General features: G+C 62.4%; 17 protein-coding genes and 1 riboswitch. Of the genes, 9 read left to right on the top strand and 8 right to left on the bottom strand.

Translation table 11 applies throughout. The annotated features are described in order from the left end of the window. Positions 1-482: 482 nt before the first annotated feature. From gcvP to gcvT, 3 genes are read right to left on the bottom strand one after another with little or no spacing between them, the layout of a single operon-like run. Complete coding sequence (gcvP, locus tag RLEG4DRAFT_RS20210; protein ID WP_003579467.1) at positions 483-3,347, bottom strand: aminomethyl-transferring glycine dehydrogenase; 2,865 nt, start codon at positions 3,345-3,347, stop codon at positions 483-485. Continuing rightward, positions 3,347-3,709 carry a glycine cleavage system protein GcvH gene (gcvH, locus tag RLEG4DRAFT_RS20205; RefSeq protein ID WP_003579465.1) on the bottom strand — a complete coding sequence of 121 codons (363 nt, stop codon included), beginning with the start codon at positions 3,707-3,709 and terminating at the stop codon, positions 3,347-3,349. The genes gcvP and gcvH overlap by 1 nt, the downstream gene beginning before the upstream one ends. 23 nt (positions 3,710-3,732) lie before the next feature. After that, on the bottom strand, positions 3,733-4,869 hold the full coding sequence (gene gcvT, locus RLEG4DRAFT_RS20200) for a glycine cleavage system aminomethyltransferase GcvT (RefSeq protein ID WP_003579464.1): 1,137 nt from the start codon (positions 4,867-4,869) through the stop codon (positions 3,733-3,735). Between the two features lie 157 nt (positions 4,870-5,026). After that, a riboswitch (glycine riboswitch) is annotated at positions 5,027-5,119 on the bottom strand. Between the two features lie 158 nt (positions 5,120-5,277). On the opposite strand from gcvT, the gene RLEG4DRAFT_RS20195 reads away from it, so the two are divergent. Next, entirely contained in the window at positions 5,278-5,658 is a 381-nt protein-coding gene (locus tag RLEG4DRAFT_RS20195) for a hypothetical protein (RefSeq protein WP_003579463.1), read from the top strand. Positions 5,659-5,731: 73 nt separating this feature from the next. Beyond that, positions 5,732-6,721, top strand: coding sequence for a copper chaperone PCu(A)C (locus RLEG4DRAFT_RS20190; RefSeq protein ID WP_003579462.1), 990 nt, complete (start codon positions 5,732-5,734; stop codon positions 6,719-6,721). Between the two features lie 72 nt (positions 6,722-6,793). Here RLEG4DRAFT_RS20190 and RLEG4DRAFT_RS20185 read toward each other — a convergent pair whose 3' ends face one another. Continuing rightward, positions 6,794-7,060 carry a hypothetical protein gene (locus RLEG4DRAFT_RS20185; protein ID WP_003579461.1) on the bottom strand — a complete coding sequence of 89 codons (267 nt, stop codon included), beginning with the start codon at positions 7,058-7,060 and terminating at the stop codon, positions 6,794-6,796. A 120-nt stretch (positions 7,061-7,180) separates the two neighbouring features. Between RLEG4DRAFT_RS20185 and crcB the strand changes: the two genes are divergently transcribed. From crcB to RLEG4DRAFT_RS20150, 7 genes are all read left to right on the top strand, one after another. Further along, the gene (crcB, locus tag RLEG4DRAFT_RS20180) at positions 7,181-7,558 is read left to right on the top strand and encodes a fluoride efflux transporter CrcB (protein WP_003579460.1); all 378 of its coding nucleotides are present in this window, start codon (positions 7,181-7,183) and stop codon (positions 7,556-7,558) included. A gap of 94 nt (positions 7,559-7,652) precedes the next feature. Next, entirely contained in the window at positions 7,653-8,645 is a 993-nt protein-coding gene (locus RLEG4DRAFT_RS20175; protein WP_003579459.1) for an RluA family pseudouridine synthase, read from the top strand. Beyond that, entirely contained in the window at positions 8,642-9,295 is a 654-nt protein-coding gene (locus RLEG4DRAFT_RS20170) for an HAD-IA family hydrolase (protein WP_003579458.1), read from the top strand. Before RLEG4DRAFT_RS20175 ends, RLEG4DRAFT_RS20170 begins: the two co-directional genes overlap by 4 nt. A gap of 9 nt (positions 9,296-9,304) precedes the next feature. Beyond that, positions 9,305-10,090 carry an ATP12 family chaperone protein gene (locus tag RLEG4DRAFT_RS20165; RefSeq protein ID WP_003579457.1) on the top strand — a complete coding sequence of 262 codons (786 nt, stop codon included), beginning with the start codon at positions 9,305-9,307 and terminating at the stop codon, positions 10,088-10,090. Positions 10,091-10,157: 67 nt separating this feature from the next. Then, a complete protein-coding gene (locus tag RLEG4DRAFT_RS20160; RefSeq protein ID WP_003579456.1) occupies positions 10,158-10,616 on the top strand; it encodes a hypothetical protein in 459 nt (152 codons plus the stop codon). A gap of 92 nt (positions 10,617-10,708) precedes the next feature. Beyond that, positions 10,709-12,241 carry an acyl-CoA carboxylase subunit beta gene (locus tag RLEG4DRAFT_RS20155; RefSeq protein WP_003579455.1) on the top strand — a complete coding sequence of 511 codons (1,533 nt, stop codon included), beginning with the start codon at positions 10,709-10,711 and terminating at the stop codon, positions 12,239-12,241. A 142-nt stretch (positions 12,242-12,383) separates the two neighbouring features. Then, a complete protein-coding gene (locus RLEG4DRAFT_RS20150; RefSeq protein ID WP_003579453.1) occupies positions 12,384-12,776 on the top strand; it encodes a DoxX family protein in 393 nt (130 codons plus the stop codon). A 48-nt stretch (positions 12,777-12,824) separates the two neighbouring features. Here RLEG4DRAFT_RS20150 and sugE read toward each other — a convergent pair whose 3' ends face one another. The 4 genes from sugE to RLEG4DRAFT_RS20130 form a co-directional block, all read right to left on the bottom strand. After that, complete coding sequence (gene sugE / locus RLEG4DRAFT_RS20145; protein ID WP_003579452.1) at positions 12,825-13,139, bottom strand: quaternary ammonium compound efflux SMR transporter SugE; 315 nt, start codon at positions 13,137-13,139, stop codon at positions 12,825-12,827. Positions 13,140-13,303: 164 nt separating this feature from the next. Next, on the bottom strand, positions 13,304-13,771 hold the full coding sequence (locus RLEG4DRAFT_RS20140) for a YaiI/YqxD family protein (protein ID WP_003579450.1): 468 nt from the start codon (positions 13,769-13,771) through the stop codon (positions 13,304-13,306). Beyond that, positions 13,768-14,253 carry a GNAT family N-acetyltransferase gene (locus RLEG4DRAFT_RS20135; protein ID WP_003579448.1) on the bottom strand — a complete coding sequence of 162 codons (486 nt, stop codon included), beginning with the start codon at positions 14,251-14,253 and terminating at the stop codon, positions 13,768-13,770. The genes RLEG4DRAFT_RS20140 and RLEG4DRAFT_RS20135 overlap by 4 nt, the downstream gene beginning before the upstream one ends. Further along, on the bottom strand, positions 14,253-15,380 hold the full coding sequence (locus RLEG4DRAFT_RS20130; RefSeq protein WP_003579446.1) for an S-(hydroxymethyl)glutathione dehydrogenase/class III alcohol dehydrogenase: 1,128 nt from the start codon (positions 15,378-15,380) through the stop codon (positions 14,253-14,255). The genes RLEG4DRAFT_RS20135 and RLEG4DRAFT_RS20130 overlap by 1 nt, the downstream gene beginning before the upstream one ends. Positions 15,381-15,389 lie beyond the last annotated feature (9 nt).

Here is a 15,389-nt window from a genome sequence, read left to right as displayed (position 1 = left end):
TCTGGATACGCCAATCCCACAGGCAAGCCCGTCACGCTGGCGTCTCATGAAGATCGCCCTGAGCACCATTCACGCCGCTATCCGCGGATTGCTGCTGTGGCAGGCCGTCTGTAATCTCGTCACCCGAAGTCGGCGCCACCTCTGTGAGCCGCCACGCCGACGTCGAAAACAATGCGATTATCTGAATGCTCGCCTAACCTAGCGCATATGACCCTAACCCTCTCCCCGTAAACGGGGCGAGGGGACGCGCCATGCGAGAGGCTGGCGGGGGACGGAGAGGTTGCGGCAAAACCCCTTCGCCCCGCGCGCGGGGAGAAGGTGTCGGCAGGCGGATGAGGGGCAAACCGCGGCGATGATCTACGTCAACGCCGATCGATACGCGGCACATCCTCGGCACAAGGCCGAGGACGACGCGGAGTAAAGATCGAAGTCATCAACAAGCTGAGCCCCTCCCAATTCGTGGAGGGGCTCGCCGATGCATATTACTCCGCCGCCTCGGCATAACTCTCCACCGGCGGGCAGGTGCAGATCAGATTGCGGTCGCCGTAGACATTGTCGACGCGGTTGACCGGGGACCAGTATTTGTCGACGCGGAAGGCGCCGGGCGGGAAGCAGGCCTGTTCCCGGCTGTAAGGCCGGTTCCATTCGCCGACGAGGTCTTCCACCGTGTGCGGGGCGTTCTTCAGCGGATTGTCGGCCTTGTCCATGCGGCCGTCTTCGATGGCGCGGGCTTCCTCGCGGATCGCCAGCATCGCCTCGCAGAAACGGTCGAGTTCGGCCTTGGTCTCGCTTTCCGTCGGCTCGATCATCAGCGTGCCTGCCACCGGCCAGCTCATTGTGGGAGCATGAAAGCCGCAGTCGATCAGCCGCTTGGCGACGTCGTCGACGGTGACGCCGGCGCTGTCGACCAGCGGACGGGTGTCGATGATGCACTCATGCGCGACGCGGTCGGTCTTCGACTTGTAGAGCACGTCATAGGCGCCCTTCAGCCGGGTGGCGATGTAGTTGGCGTTGAGGATCGCCACCTTGGTTGCCTGCGTCAGCCCTTCGCCGCCCATCATCAGGCAGTAGCTCCATGAAATCGGCAGGATCGAGGCTGACCCGAAGGCGGCCGCCGAAACCGCACCGGAACGGCCGTCGGTTTCGGGATGGCCGGGCAGGTGGGGCGCCAGGTGCGCCTTGACGCCGATCGGGCCCATGCCGGGACCGCCGCCGCCATGCGGGATGCAGAAGGTCTTGTGCAGGTTGAGGTGGGAAACGTCGGAGCCGATGTCACCGGGGCGGGACAGGCCGACCATGGCGTTCATGTTGGCACCGTCGAGATAGACCTGGCCGCCGTTGGCGTGGACGAGATCGCAGATCTCCTTGACCGTTTCCTCGAAGACGCCGTGTGTCGAGGGATAGGTGATCATGCAGCAGGAGAGGTTTGCCGCATGCTCTTCCGCCTTGGCGCGGAAATCGTCGAGATCGATATCGCCGTTTTCGCGCACCTTGACGACGACCACCTTCATGCCGACCATCTGGGCCGAGGCCGGGTTGGTGCCGTGCGCCGAGGTCGGGATCAGGCAGACGTCGCGATGACCCTCGCCATTGGCAATATGGTAGTTGCGGATCGTCAGCAGGCCGGCATATTCGCCCTGAGCGCCTGAATTCGGCTGCATCGAGAAAGCATCGTAGCCGGTGACCGCGCAGAGCTTTTCGATGAGATCGTCGATCATTTCGCGATAGCCCAGCGCCTGATCGGCGGGTGCGAAAGGATGGATATCGGAAAATTCCGGCCAGGTGATCGGCAGCATTTCCGCGGTCGCATTCAACTTCATCGTGCAGGAGCCGAGCGGGATCATCGAGCGGTCGAGCGCCAGATCGCGGTCGGAGAGCCGGCGGATGTAACGCGTCATCTCGCTTTCGGCGCGGTTCATGTGGAAGATCGGATGAGTGAGGTAATCGCTGGTTCTGAGCAGATCCTTCGGCAGCCGATAGGAAGGCTCGAATTCGGCAATGGTGAAATTGCCGCCGAAGGCGCGCCAGACGGCTTCGAGCGTTGCCGGCCGGGTGCGCTCATCGACGCTCATGCCGATCCCGGTTTCGCCGACCTTGCGCAGATTGACGCCTTCGGCGACCGCAGCGCGCAGAATGAGGCCCTGCATGTGGCCGACATCGACGGTGATCGTGTCGAAGAAACTGTCCGGTTCGACCTTATAGCCAAGCTTTTCCAGGCCCTTGGCCATCAGCACGGCCTTCTGGTGTACCTGCTGGGCGATTGCCTTGATGCCCTTCGGGCCGTGGAAGACCGCATACATCGAAGCCATGACGGCGAGCAGCACCTGGGCGGTGCAGATGTTCGACGTCGCCTTCTCGCGACGGATATGCTGTTCGCGGGTCTGCAGCGACAGCCGATAGGCGCGATTGCCACGGGCATCGACGGACACGCCGACGAGGCGGCCGGGCATGGAGCGCTTGATAGCGTCTTTGACAGCCATATAGGCCGCATGCGGGCCGCCGTAGCCGACCGGGACGCCGAAGCGCTGCGAGGAACCGACGGCGATATCGGCGCCCATTTCGCCGGGCGATTTCAACAGCGTCAATGCCAGGATGTCGGCGGCGACGACGGCGATTGCGCCGGCCTGGTGCAGGAGGGCGATCAGGCCGGTGAAATCATGCACGTGGCCATGCGTGCCGGGATACTGGAAGATCGCGCCGAAGACGTCGACCGGATCGAGATCGGCGAAGGGATTGCCGACGATGACGCTCCAGCCGAGCGGCTCGGCGCGGGTACGGATCAGCGCAATGGTCTGCGGGTGGCAGTCGGCATCGACGAAGAAGGCTTTTGCCTTCGACTTGGAGACGCGCTCGGCCATCGCCATGCCTTCGGCAGCAGCGGTCGCTTCGTCGAGCAGCGAGGCATTGGCGACGTCGAGGCCGGTGAGGTCCGAGATCATCGTCTGGTAGTTCAGCAGTGCCTCCAGGCGACCCTGGCTGATTTCCGGCTGGTAGGGCGTATAGGCCGTGTACCAGGCGGGGTTTTCCAGGATGTTGCGCTGGATGACCGGCGGTGTGATCGTGCCGTAGTAACCCTGGCCGATCAGCGAGACCAGCACCTTGTTCTTGTTGGCGGTCTCACGCAGCTTGTCGAGCGCTTCGCGCTCGGTCATCGGCGCGCCCCAGACGAGCGGCGCCTTCTGGCGGATGGCGGGCGGCAGTGTCGCATCGATCAACCCGTCGAGGCTGTTATAGCCGATCACCTTCAGCATCTCGGTCATTTCGGCCGGCGAGGGGCCGATGTGGCGGCGATTGGCAAAATCGTAAGGCTGGTAGTCGGTGAACTGGAATTCGGTCGGCGTCGTCATTACGCGGTAAGCTCCTTATAGGCCGCCTCGTCGAGCAGGCCGTCGGCGTCCGCGGGATTGGCCAGCTTAAGCTTGAAGAACCAGCCCGACCCTTGAGGATCGGAATTGACCAGCGAGGGATCGGCGACGATGGCCGGATTGACCTCGGTGATCTCGCCGTCGAGCGGACAATAGACATCGGAAGCAGCCTTGACGGATTCAACGGTCGCGGCATTGCCGTTCTTGGAGAAGGTCGCGCCGACTTCCGGCAGTTCGACGAAAACCAGGTCACCCAGCTGTTCGACGGCATAGGTGGTGATGCCGACCGTCGCAACGCCGCCTTCGATCTGCAGCCATTCGTGTTCTTCGGTGAATTTCAGCATTGTTCGTCCTCTCTGGAAAAGGTTTAGCGTTTGTAGGTCGGTGTAACGAAGGGCAGGGCGCTGACGGTGATCGGCAGATATTTGCCGCGCACCTCGGCGTAGACGAGCGTGCCGGCCGCGGCATGGGAGACCGGCACATAACCCATGGCGACGGGGCCTTCGACGCTGGGGCCGAAGCCGCCCGAGGTAACTTCGCCGATTTCGACTTTGCCCTCGGCATCGGCATAGAGCCTGGCATGGCCGCGCACCGGCGCCTTGCCTTCCGGCTTAAGGCCGACGCGGCGGCGGACGGCGCCGTTTTCGAGTTCGGACAGGATGCGGCCGGAACCCGGGAAGCCGCCGGCGCGTGCACCATTGCTGCGCCGTGCCTTCTGCATCGCCCATTCGAGCGCCGCCTCGACCGGCGAGGTGGTGGTGTCAATATCGTTGCCGTAGAGGCAGAGGCCGGCTTCCAGGCGCAGCGAATCGCGGGCGCCGAGGCCGATCGCCTGGACGTCGGGATGCTCGAGCAACCGCATGGTGACATCAACGGCCTTGTCCGATGGAACCGAGATTTCGAAACCGTCCTCGCCGCTATAGCCGGAGCGCGAGACAAGACAGGAAACATCGTGCAGGCGGCAGTGGCGCACATCCATGAATTTCATCGCCGCGACGTCGGCCCAGAGTTCGGCGAGAACCTCGACGGCACGCGGTCCCTGCAGCGCGATGAGGGCGCGGTTTAGAAGCGTGATGTCGCATTGGTCGCCGATATGAGCCTGCAGATGGGCGAGATCGGCCTCCTTGCAGGAGGCGTTGACGACGACGAACAGGTGATCGTCGAGATGGCTGATCATCAGATCGTCAAGAATGCAGCCGCTATCGTCGGTGAAGAAACCGTAGCGCTGGCGGCCTTCGGCAAGGCCAAGAATATCGACCGGCACCAGGCTTTCGAGCGCCAGCGCGGCATCCTCGTAGCTGCCCGATTTTGCCTTCACGATGACCTGGCCCATATGCGAGACATCGAAGAGGCCGGCCTCCGTGCGGGTATGGAGATGTTCCTTCATCACGCCGGCGGGATATTGCACCGGCATGTCGTAACCTGCGAACGGCACCATGCGGGCGCCGAGCGAAAGATGCAGGCCATGCAGCGGGGTTTTCTTCAGGGCAGCAGTATCGTCCAAAAGACGCCTCCGGGGTTTGCGCCTTCTCACGAAGGCGCGGGCTCAAATCTGAAGGCGCGGCTGCGCACTTCTCTCCTGAGCCCCCTCTGTCCTTGACGCCTGAGATTGTTATCCCTTCGGCGAGCGTTTCGAGAACGCTTCTCTCCAGAGTTCCGTCTGCCCCTTGCTGGTCCTTTTGCCTGAGAGTTTCCGGGGCGGTTGCTCCTTCGGCACCGGTGGCGAAAGCACCGGATTCTCCCAACAAGGTTGGCGCAATTATCCGGCGGCTGCGGCACTTGGCAAGCGGCAAATGTCGTCACCGGGCAAATTTTTGTCGTCTTATTCCAATCAGGCGTTAAACTGCGGCAAATCTGCTTTTGCATTCGGGGGCGAAACCGGCTATCGCGGCTTGCTGTTGAAGGGGATCTCATGCGGCGGACCGGATTGAAAGCGACGCTCTTTTTGCGCATGCTTTGCGCCTTGAGCTTTGCTTTGCTCGGGTTTGCCCATCAGGCGCCCCAGGCCGTTGCCTCCGAAGGCTACCATGCCGCAGCCTATATGCTGCCGGACGGCACGTTCGCCTCGCTCTGCGTCACGGTGAAGGACGCCGAGGGCAAGACCGTCGCTTTCAAGCCGAATTGCGAAGCCTGCCGACTGTCGGCTTCGGTTGTCCTTCCGGCACCGGATGTGGGCTCTTGGCTCGAGCGCAAGCTCGGTTCGCTCCTCAATTCGCCCATCGAAACCTCAGCCGTTGTCGGTGCAAGTGCGGTCATCCGGCCGAATTCCCGCGCGCCTCCCATCCTCGCCTGATCTGCCTCCGCAACCTATGACGCAGCATGCCGGTCCGCCCAACAGAAGTCCGCGGCCGGCGAGGAGATATTCGATGCAAACCGTAAAGACATTCGCGTTCGCCGCTCTTTTTTCCGCGACCGCCATTGCCGGCGCCGAGGCGCATGTGACCTTCCTCGATAAGGAAGTGACGCAGGAGACAACCATTCTCGCCACGCTGCAGCTGCCGCATGGCTGCGACGGCAAGGCGACCACCGAAGTGCGGGTCAAGCTGCCGGAAGGCTTCGTCTTTGCAAAGCCGCAGCCGAAAGCCGGTTGGGAGCTCGAGGTGATCAAGGGCGATTACCAGAAGACCTATGACAATCACGGCGACAAGGTGAAGGCAGGCGCAATCGAGATCCGCTGGAAGAACGGCAATCTCTCCGACGATTTCTACGACACCTTCGTCATCCAGGGGAAGGTGTCGGGCGTCGAGGCCGGCACCTCGCTCGCCTTTCCGGTGACGCAGATGTGCGGCGATACGGTTCAGGCCTGGGACCAAGTGGCGAAGGAGGGCGGCGATGCGCATGGGATGAAAAGCCCGGCGCCGTTGTTGAAGGTCGTTGCCGGTGAAGATCATGGCCATGAGCACGACGATATGGCCGGCATGGACATGAGTGGCACGGCGGGCATGGCAGCTGCTGCGCCGGCCGGTGAAACGGTCAAGGCCGGCGACCTCGAAGTCTCCGGCGGCTTCGCCAAGGCGATGTTGCCCGGCCAACCGGTCGGCGGCGGCTTCTTCGCGGTGAAGAATAACGGCAAGACCGACGACCGGCTACTGTCGGTGACGTCGCCTGCAGCGGGCGAGGTTCAGATCCACGAAATGGTGACCAAGGACAATGTCATGCGGATGCGCCAGCTGAAGGACGGCATCGCCATTGCCGCCGGCCAGACGGTCAAGCTTGAACCCGGCAACCTGCATCTGATGTTCCAGAAGGTGAAGACGCCGTTCAAAGAGGGCGATACGGTGCCGGTGACGCTGACCTTCGAAAAGGCCGGCAAGGTCGACCTCGTGCTGCAGGTGCTGTCGGCGCAGGGCAAATAGGCGCCAACCGATCGAAACAGCAAAGCCCGCGGCTGTGATCGCAGCCGCGGGCTTCATTCGGGGGCGGTTGCCTCAGACCTCTTCGTAGGATTGCAGGGCCTGCTTGAGGCCGGCCTGCGGCTGGCGGTTGCCTTTGGCCATCAGATCGAGCGCCACTTCGGTCGACTGGATGATGCTGGAGGGCTCTTCGGCTTGATCGGGGTTCTCAGCTTTCAATTGCCGGTCGGCAAGGCGCCTCGCGTCGCGCGCCGCGGTGCTCGTCGCCACACGCTGGGGGATTCTCAGCGATTCGAAGGCGATGGCAGCGGTGTTGGCCGATACGGACAGGAGCTGGGTCATGCCGTCACCGTATCGGCATGACCTTGGTGCCATCATAACAAAATCATCAGCATTTTACCGATTGGTAAGAATCATGCGAACTCGATCGGAAACGCTCTCAAAACGCGGTAAATCCGGCCCATGATTCAGGCTCTCCTTGTCGCCCTCGGCGGCGCTATCGGCTCCGTTCTCAGATATTATGTCGGCCAGTGGACGCTCAGGCTCATGGGCCCGGCCTTTCCCTGGGGCACGCTCGCCGTCAATGTCGTCGGCTGCTTCGTCATCGGCGTCTTTGCCGAGCTGATCGCGCGGCGGTTCAACGCCTCGATGGAACTGCGGCTGTTGCTGATCACCGGCTTCCTCGGCGGCTTCACCACCTTCTCGGCCTTCTCGCTGGATGCGATCTCGCTGTTCGAGCGTGGCGAGGCGGTGGCCGGGGGTGTTTATATCGTTGCGAGCGTCGGGCTTTCGATGGTCGCCGTCATGTCTGGCCTTGCCGTCATGCGCGCTTTGGCCTGATTTCTTTTCCGGTTTCCGTTTTGCGTGAAAATGCTCTAAAGGCTGCGGCAAGAACGCCGGCTTGGCCCGTGCTGCAATTTCCGAAAGATTTTTTATGGCTGGCATAGAACATATCAAGGTTGAAGCCGACGAAGCGGGCATGCGGCTCGATCGCTGGTTCAAAGTGCATTTCCCCGGGCTCGGCTTCGGCCCGCTGCAGAAACTATTGCGCTCCGGCCAGGTGCGCGTCGACGGCGGCCGTGTCAAATCGGATGCGCGTGTGCAGCCCGGCCAGACGGTGCGGGTGCCGCCGCTGGATGTCGATGCGAAGCTGAAATCCGGGCCGATCGCCGGCAAGGATCTCAAGCATTCGTCTGACTTCGAACTGCTGTCGCGCATGGTGTTGCATGAGGACGATAAGGTCATCGTGCTCAACAAGCCGCCCGGCATTGCGGTGCAGGGCGGCTCCGGAGTCGCCCGTCATATCGATCAGATGCTCGAAGCCTGGACCAGCCCGAAGGGCGAAAAGCCGCGGCTCGTTCACCGCCTCGACCGCGATACATCGGGTGTTCTGGTCATCGCCCGGACACGCGGCGCCGCACAGAAGCTGACGGCCGCCTTCCGCGAGCGCGATACCAAGAAGACCTATTGGGCGCTGGTCAAGGGTGTGCCGCGCAAGCATGAGGACAAGATCTCGACCTGGCTCGTCAAGGAACCGACAGCCGATGGCGATCGCATGCGCATCGCCAAACACGGCGAGGACGGTGCCGACCATGCGATTTCCTTCTACCGCGTGGTTGAGACGGCGGCCCAGAATCTCGCATGGCTGGAGATGGAACCTTATACCGGCCGTACCCACCAGTTGCGCGTCCATGCCCTGCATATCGGCCATCCGATCATCGGCGATCCGAAATATTTCGACGACGATCCGAATTGGGATTTTCCAGGCGGCGTCCAGAAGAAGCTGCATCTGCACGCGCGCCACATCGACATCCCGCACCCATCCGGCGGCCGCCTGCGCGTCAGCGCGCCGCTGCCGTCGCATATGGTGCAGACATGGAACCTTCTCGGTCTCGACCTTGCCGGCGCCGAAAGGGACAGCGAATGAAACTCGCGCTTTTCGATTGCGACGGCACGCTGGTCGACAGCGCCGGCCTGATCCACGAAACCATGCGCCGCACCTTCGAAAAATTCGGCAAGCCGGAACCGCGATTCGAGGATACCAAGGCGATCATCGGCCTGTCGCTCGATATCGCGATAGCCCGCATGCAGGGCAGGCCGCATGTCGAGCAGCAAGATATCGACATGACGGCGCATTACAAATCGCTGTTCTCGGTCGTGCGCCAGGATCTCGATTACCGGGAGCCGCTGTTTCCCGGCATTCGCGAGATGATCGACGCGATCAGCGGGCGCGAGGATCTGCTGATCGGTGCGGTGACCGGCAAATCCAGGCGCGGGCTGAACCTCGTGATGGAGACGCACGGCTTCGACCGATATTTTACCGTTGCCCGCACCGCCGATGATTGCCCTTCCAAGCCGCATCCGGCCATGGTGACGGAATGCTGCGAGGAAACCGGCATGAATGCCACCGACGCCATTGTCATCGGCGATGCGATTTACGATATGCAGATGGCGAAGGCTGCCGGCGCCAAGGCGATCGGCGTTGCCTGGGGCTATGCCAGCGTGGATGAGCTGATCGCCAACGGCGCCGATGCGATCGCCTATCATCCGAACGAGATATTGCGCCATTTTTCCTGAGGTGAGCCCATGCGCGACCTGCTGAACGACCTTTCCGAGGGCCTGAGCCATCCCGATCCGATCCGCCGGGCCCAGATCCAGATGAAGAAGCCGCTGCCGAAGCGTTTCTATACCGATGTCTCGGTCGCCGAGCACGAAGGCGGTTTTGCGGTCACGCTCGACGGCAAGACGGTGCGCACGCCGGCACGGCAGGTTCTCGCCGTTCCCACAGAGGCGCTGGCGAGGCTTGTCGCCGCCGAATGGCAGGCGCAGGGTGAAGAGATCGATCCACTGACGATGCCGGTGACGCGGCTTGTCAACACCGCGCTCGACGGCGTTGACGCCAACAGGCAGGCGATATTTGAAGATATACTGCGATTTTCCTCGAGCGACCTTATCTGCTATCGCGCCGATGGGCCGGAACTGCTGGTCGCGCGCCAAGCCGAGCGCTGGGACCCGGTCATCGACTGGGCGGCGCTCGATCTCGGCGCCCGCTTCATCCTCATCGAAGGCGTGATGCCTCAAGAGCAGCCGCGCGAGGCGACTGCCGCCTTCGCCGTGACGCTTGCCAGATTTGATAGCCCGATGGCGCTTGCAGCACTCCACACGATCACGACGCTGACAGGTTCGGCGATCCTCGCGCTCGCCACCGCCTGCGGCCGGGTGACGATGGAGGAGGCCTGGTCGCTTGCCCATCTCGACGAAGACTGGACGATCGAGCATTGGGGCGGTGACGAGGAAGCCGAGGAGCGGCGGGCCAAGCGCTTTGCCGAGTTCAAGGCGGCGACGGACGTTTTTTTCGCCCTAAGCGCCTGAAACATATTGCCTTCCCGGGCATTATGACGAAATCTGCGACTCCAACGGAGTGGGTGCGGGATTTGTCATGAATTGGCTGAGGTCGTGTTTTTGCCGGGCCGCACTCGTCTGTGTCGCGCTTACGGCCTGCGCCAGCCTTACAGGCCCGAAGCCGGCCGCGCCGGTCTATGATGTGCGCAGCGCCGTCGTTGTTTCCGGCCCGAATATGCCGGCCGCGCTGCTTTCCGGCATCAACGACCGCGTCAACGCCGCAATCAACGTCACCGTACGCGACACCGTGCTGCCCCGGGTGGTGCTGACAATTCGTGTGGTTTCCGTCGAGAAGGGTCTAGGCTTCCAGAAGGATCGCAACGTCGCCAAGATCAGTATCGACGCGGCCTCGGTCGAAGACGGATCGGTCATCGCCGTCAGCGCCTTCGACGTGACCAGCATCGCCGCCGACCCCAAGCTTGCCGACGAGATCCTGGCCGAGGACGTTGCGGCGAGAATACGGTCTGCCTTCTCACTCAGCGGGCGCAGCCACTAGAACAGGATGATGTTGGGCCGCTCAGCCTAGTCATCCGAACCGCACACACCTTTCGGCATCATGCTGTAGAGAATATCGGCGAGGGAGATCGCATGAAGGAAATTCTCGAAGAACTCGAACGTCGCCGCGGCGTCGCCCGCCTGGGCGGCGGCAAGGCGCGCATCGACGCCCAGCACCAGCGCGGCAAGCTGACGGCGCGCGAGCGAATCGACCTCTTCCTCGACGAAGGCTCCTTCGAGGAGTTCGACATGTTCGTCGAACACCGTTCCACCGATTTCGGCATGGACAAGAGCCGGGTTGCCGGCGACGGCGTCGTCACCGGCTGGGGCACCGTCAACGGCCGCACAGTGTTCGTCTTCGCCAAGGACTTCACCGTCTTCGGCGGCTCGCTTTCGGAAGCGCATGCCGAGAAGATCATGAAGGTGCAGGACATGGCGCTGAAGAACCGCGCGCCGATCGTCGGCATCTATGATGCTGGCGGCGCCCGCATTCAGGAGGGTGTGGCAGCGCTTGGCGGTTATGCCGAAGTGTTCCAGCGCAATGTGCTCGCTTCGGGCGTCATCCCGCAGATCTCGGTAATCATGGGTCCCTGCGCGGGCGGCGACGTCTATTCGCCTGCAATGACCGATTTCATCTTCATGGTGCGCGATAGCTCCTACATGTTCGTGACCGGGCCCGATGTGGTGAAGACCGTCACCAATGAGACGGTGACCGCAGAGGAGCTCGGCGGCGCCGTGGTCCACACGACGCGCTCTTCGATTGCCGACGGCGCCTATGAGAATGATGTGGAAACGCTGCTGCAGGTGCGCCGGCTGATCGATTTCCTGCCGCTTTCGAATACCGCGCCGCTGCCCGAAATCGAATATTACCAGTCGGTGACAGAGGTCGACATGTCGCTCGATACGCTGGTGCCGGCCAGCGCCAACAAGCCATACGATATCAAGGAATTGATCCGGAAGGTGGCGGACGAGGGGGATTTCTTCGAGATCCAGGCAAGCTTTGCCGGCAATATCGTCTGCGGCTTCGGCCGCGTCGAAGGCTCCACGGTCGGTTTCGTCGCCAACCAGCCGATGGTGCTGGCCGGCGTGCTCGACAGCGACGCGTCGCGCAAGGCGGCCCGCTTCGTACGCTTCTGCGACTGCTTCGGCATTCCGATCGTCACCTTCGTCGACGTGCCGGGCTTCCTGCCGGGCACGGCGCAGGAATATGGCGGCCTCATCAAGCATGGCGCCAAGCTGCTCTTTGCCTATGCCGAGGCAACGGTGCCGAAGCTCACCGTCATCACCCGCAAGGCTTTCGGCGGCGCCTATGACGTCATGGCGTCGAAGCATCTGCGCGGTGACCTCAACTATGCCTGGCCGACGGCGCAGATCGCGGTGATGGGCGCCAAGGGCGCGGTCGAGATCATCTTCCGCAAGGATATCGCCGATCCGGAAAAGATCGCCGCGCATACGAAAATGTACGAAGACCGGTTCCTCTCACCCTTCGTCGCCGCCGAGCGCGGTTATGTCGACGAGGTGATCATGCCGCATTCGACCCGCCGCCGGCTGGCACGCGGCCTGAAGATGCTGCGCAACAAGGATCTCGCCAACCCCTGGAAGAAACACGACAACATTCCGCTTTGACGTCTGGCTCAGCGAATAAAACTGTCCGGTCAGGTGTTTGCCTGCTGTCGAAAAAGTGAACGGCCGTCAGCGATCCGTGTGTTCAATCCCTGTCGGGGACGGGCTAACGCTCGGCTGCAATTGTTTTAATGGAGAGGTTTTAATGTCAAGTTTCGAGCGTCTTTCCGCCTATCGCCCCTACGGGCTGGCCGCTCTCAGAATCATCACCGCGCTGCTGTTCATCGAGCATGGCACGATGAAGCTTTTCGGCTTCCCGGCTTCGCAGATGTCCGGCTCGCTGCCGCCGCTGATGCTGTTCGCGGCTCTTCTCGAGCTTGTCGGCGGTATCCTCATTCTCATCGGCTTGCTGACGCGCCCCGTCGCCTTCCTGCTCGCCGGCGAAATGGCGGTCGCCTATTTCATGGCGCATGCCCCGAACAGCTTCTTCCCGGCCGTCAACCAGGGCGACGCCGCGATCCTGTTCTGCTTCGTCTTCCTCTACCTGTTCTTCTCCGGTCCCGGCGCACTTTCCGTCGATAACCGCAAAGCAGCCTGAGCCAACACAGACTGCGGGGCATTTGCGATGCCCCGCAGTCTTTCTTGTTCAGGCGGTGAACTTGAGACCGGCGATACCGCCGACGATCAGCATGATGCAGGCAAGACGGGAGACACTTGCCTCATCGCCGAGCAGCCAGATGCCGAGCAGCGCGGTGCCGACCGTGCCGATGCCGGTCCAGACCGCGTAGGCGGTGCCGATCGGCAGGTGCTTCACCGCCAGGCCGAGCAGCACGATGCTGACCACCATCGATATGACGGTCAGCGCTGTCGGCAGCGGCCGGGTGAAACCCTCGGTGTATTTAAGGCCGATCGCCCAGCCACATTCGAAAAGACCGGCGAGAAAAAGCAGAAACCAGGCCATGCAACTCTCCTTGTTCAAGAGCGAGGCCGTCCCCGCGACGTTGCATCCTCAGGACGCCGCAGTCGTCTGCGATCCCGTCTATATGCGCAAGAGAACGGCTCTGTTCAAGGTAGGAATCGGCATGGCCGCCATGCCACCCGTTTCATGCGCGCTTAAGGGCGGGATCACGTCTGCCCGCCGGTCTCCGCCGACAGGCTTTTGGCGCGGCGGCAGAGGCGGTCGAAGGTTTCGAGGAAACGTGAGCGGTCCTTCGGGCTGAAGGCGGCGTTGTAGCCCTTGCTCTCGCCGGTTTCGCGCAGATGTGCGCCAAGATCGCGCATAGCGCTCGCCATGCCGATATTGGTCTCGTCGAAGACGCGGCCCGTCGGGCCACTGACGAAGGCGCCAGTGGCGACACAGCGCACGGCGAGCGGTACGTCGGCGGTGACGACGACATCACCCGCGCCGGCGCGCTCGGCAATCCAGTTGTCGGCGGCATCGAAGGCGTTGGAGACGATGACATTGTGGATCATCGGATCGCGGGAAGGGCGCAGGCCGGAATTGGCGACGAAGGTGACTTCGAGGCCGAGGCGTTCGGCCACCTTGAGGATTTCCGGCTTCACCGGGCAGGCATCGGCATCGACATAGATCATGACGATATCCCTGCCGGCCGGATGGCCAACTGGCGGATCATATCGATATGGGGAATACCGTCTTCCAGATACTCCTCGGATGCCATGCTGAAACCGAAAGCTTCATAGAAGCGGCGCAGATGGGCCTGTGCCGACAAGGCGATGGGGTTTGCCGGATAAAGCCGTTCGCAAGCAGAGATCGCTTCGCTCATCAATGCATCGCCGAGGCGTTTGCCGCGGTGGGCGGGTGAGACGACGACGCGGCCGATCTTCGACGGATCATGCGGCTCATGCGGCTTCAGAATCCGTGCCGAAGCCAGGAGTTCGCCGTTCTCCAACAGCCGTAGATGCAGAGCATCGATATCCTTACCGTCGAGTTCGGGATAGGCACAATTCTGCTCGACGACGAAGACATCGACGCGCATTTTCAACAGGTCGTAGAGCTCCCGTGCGAGGAGCTCATCGACGCTCTTGAGGTCGGCCGTGTAGGTCGTCGAAGCCATCAATAGACCACCACGCCGCGGATGCTTTCGCCCTTGTGCATCATGTCGAAGCCCTTGTTGATGTCGTCGAGCGGCATCGTGTGGGTGATCATCGGATCGATCTGGATCTTGCCCTGCATGTACCAGTCGACGATCTTCGGCACGTCGGTACGGCCGCGCGCGCCGCCGAAGGCGGTGCCCATCCAGTTGCGGCCGGTGACCAGCTGGAACGGACGCGTCGAGATCTCCTGGCCGGCGCCGGCAACGCCGATGATGATCGATTTGCCCCAGCCGCGGTGGGAGGCTTCCAGCGCCTGGCGCATCACCTTGGTGTTGCCGGTGCAGTCGAAGGTGTAGTCGGCGCCGCCGATCAGGTCGCCGTTGCGCTTGGTCATATTGACGAGATGGGGCACGATGTCGTCGCCGACTTCCTTCGGATTGACGAAATGCGTCATGCCGAACTTTTCGCCCCAAGCCTTGCGGTCATTGTTGATGTCGACGCCGATGATCATGTCGGCGCCGGCAAGCCGCAGCCCCTGCAGCACGTTGAGACCGATGCCGCCGAGACCGAAGACGATCGCCGTCGAACCGATCTCGACCTTGGCGGTGTTGATCACCGCGCCGATGCCGGTGGTCACACCGCAGCCGATGTAGCAGATCTTGTCGAAGGGTGCGTCGGGATTGACCTTGGCAAGGGCAATCTCCGGCAGCACGGTGAAATTGGCGAAGGTCGAGCAGCCCATATAATGATGGATCTTGTCCTTGCCGATCGAAAAGCGCCAGGTGCCGTCCGGCATCACACCCTGGCCCTGGCTCGAGCGGATCGCGGTGCAGAGATTGGTCTTGCGGGAAAGGCAGGAATAACATTCGCGGCATTCCGGCGTGTAGAGCGGAATGACGTGGTCGCCCTTCTTGACCGAGGTGACGCCGGGACCGACATCGACGACGATGCCGGCACCCTCATGGCCGAGGATCGCCGGGAAGAGGCCTTCCGGATCGGCGCCGGACAGGGTGAAATCGTCGGTGTGGCAGATGCCGGTCGCCTTGACCTCGACCAGCACTTCGCCGGCCCGCGGGCCTTCCAGCTGCACGGTCATCACTTCGAGCGGTTTTCCGGCCTGAACGGCTACGGCGGCGCGAACGTCCATCCTCACAAT

It is taken from the genome of Rhizobium leguminosarum bv. trifolii WSM2297 (genome assembly GCF_000271845.1).
Note: the sequence above shows the minus strand (reverse complement) of the source record. Positions and strands in the feature narration are given on the sequence as shown.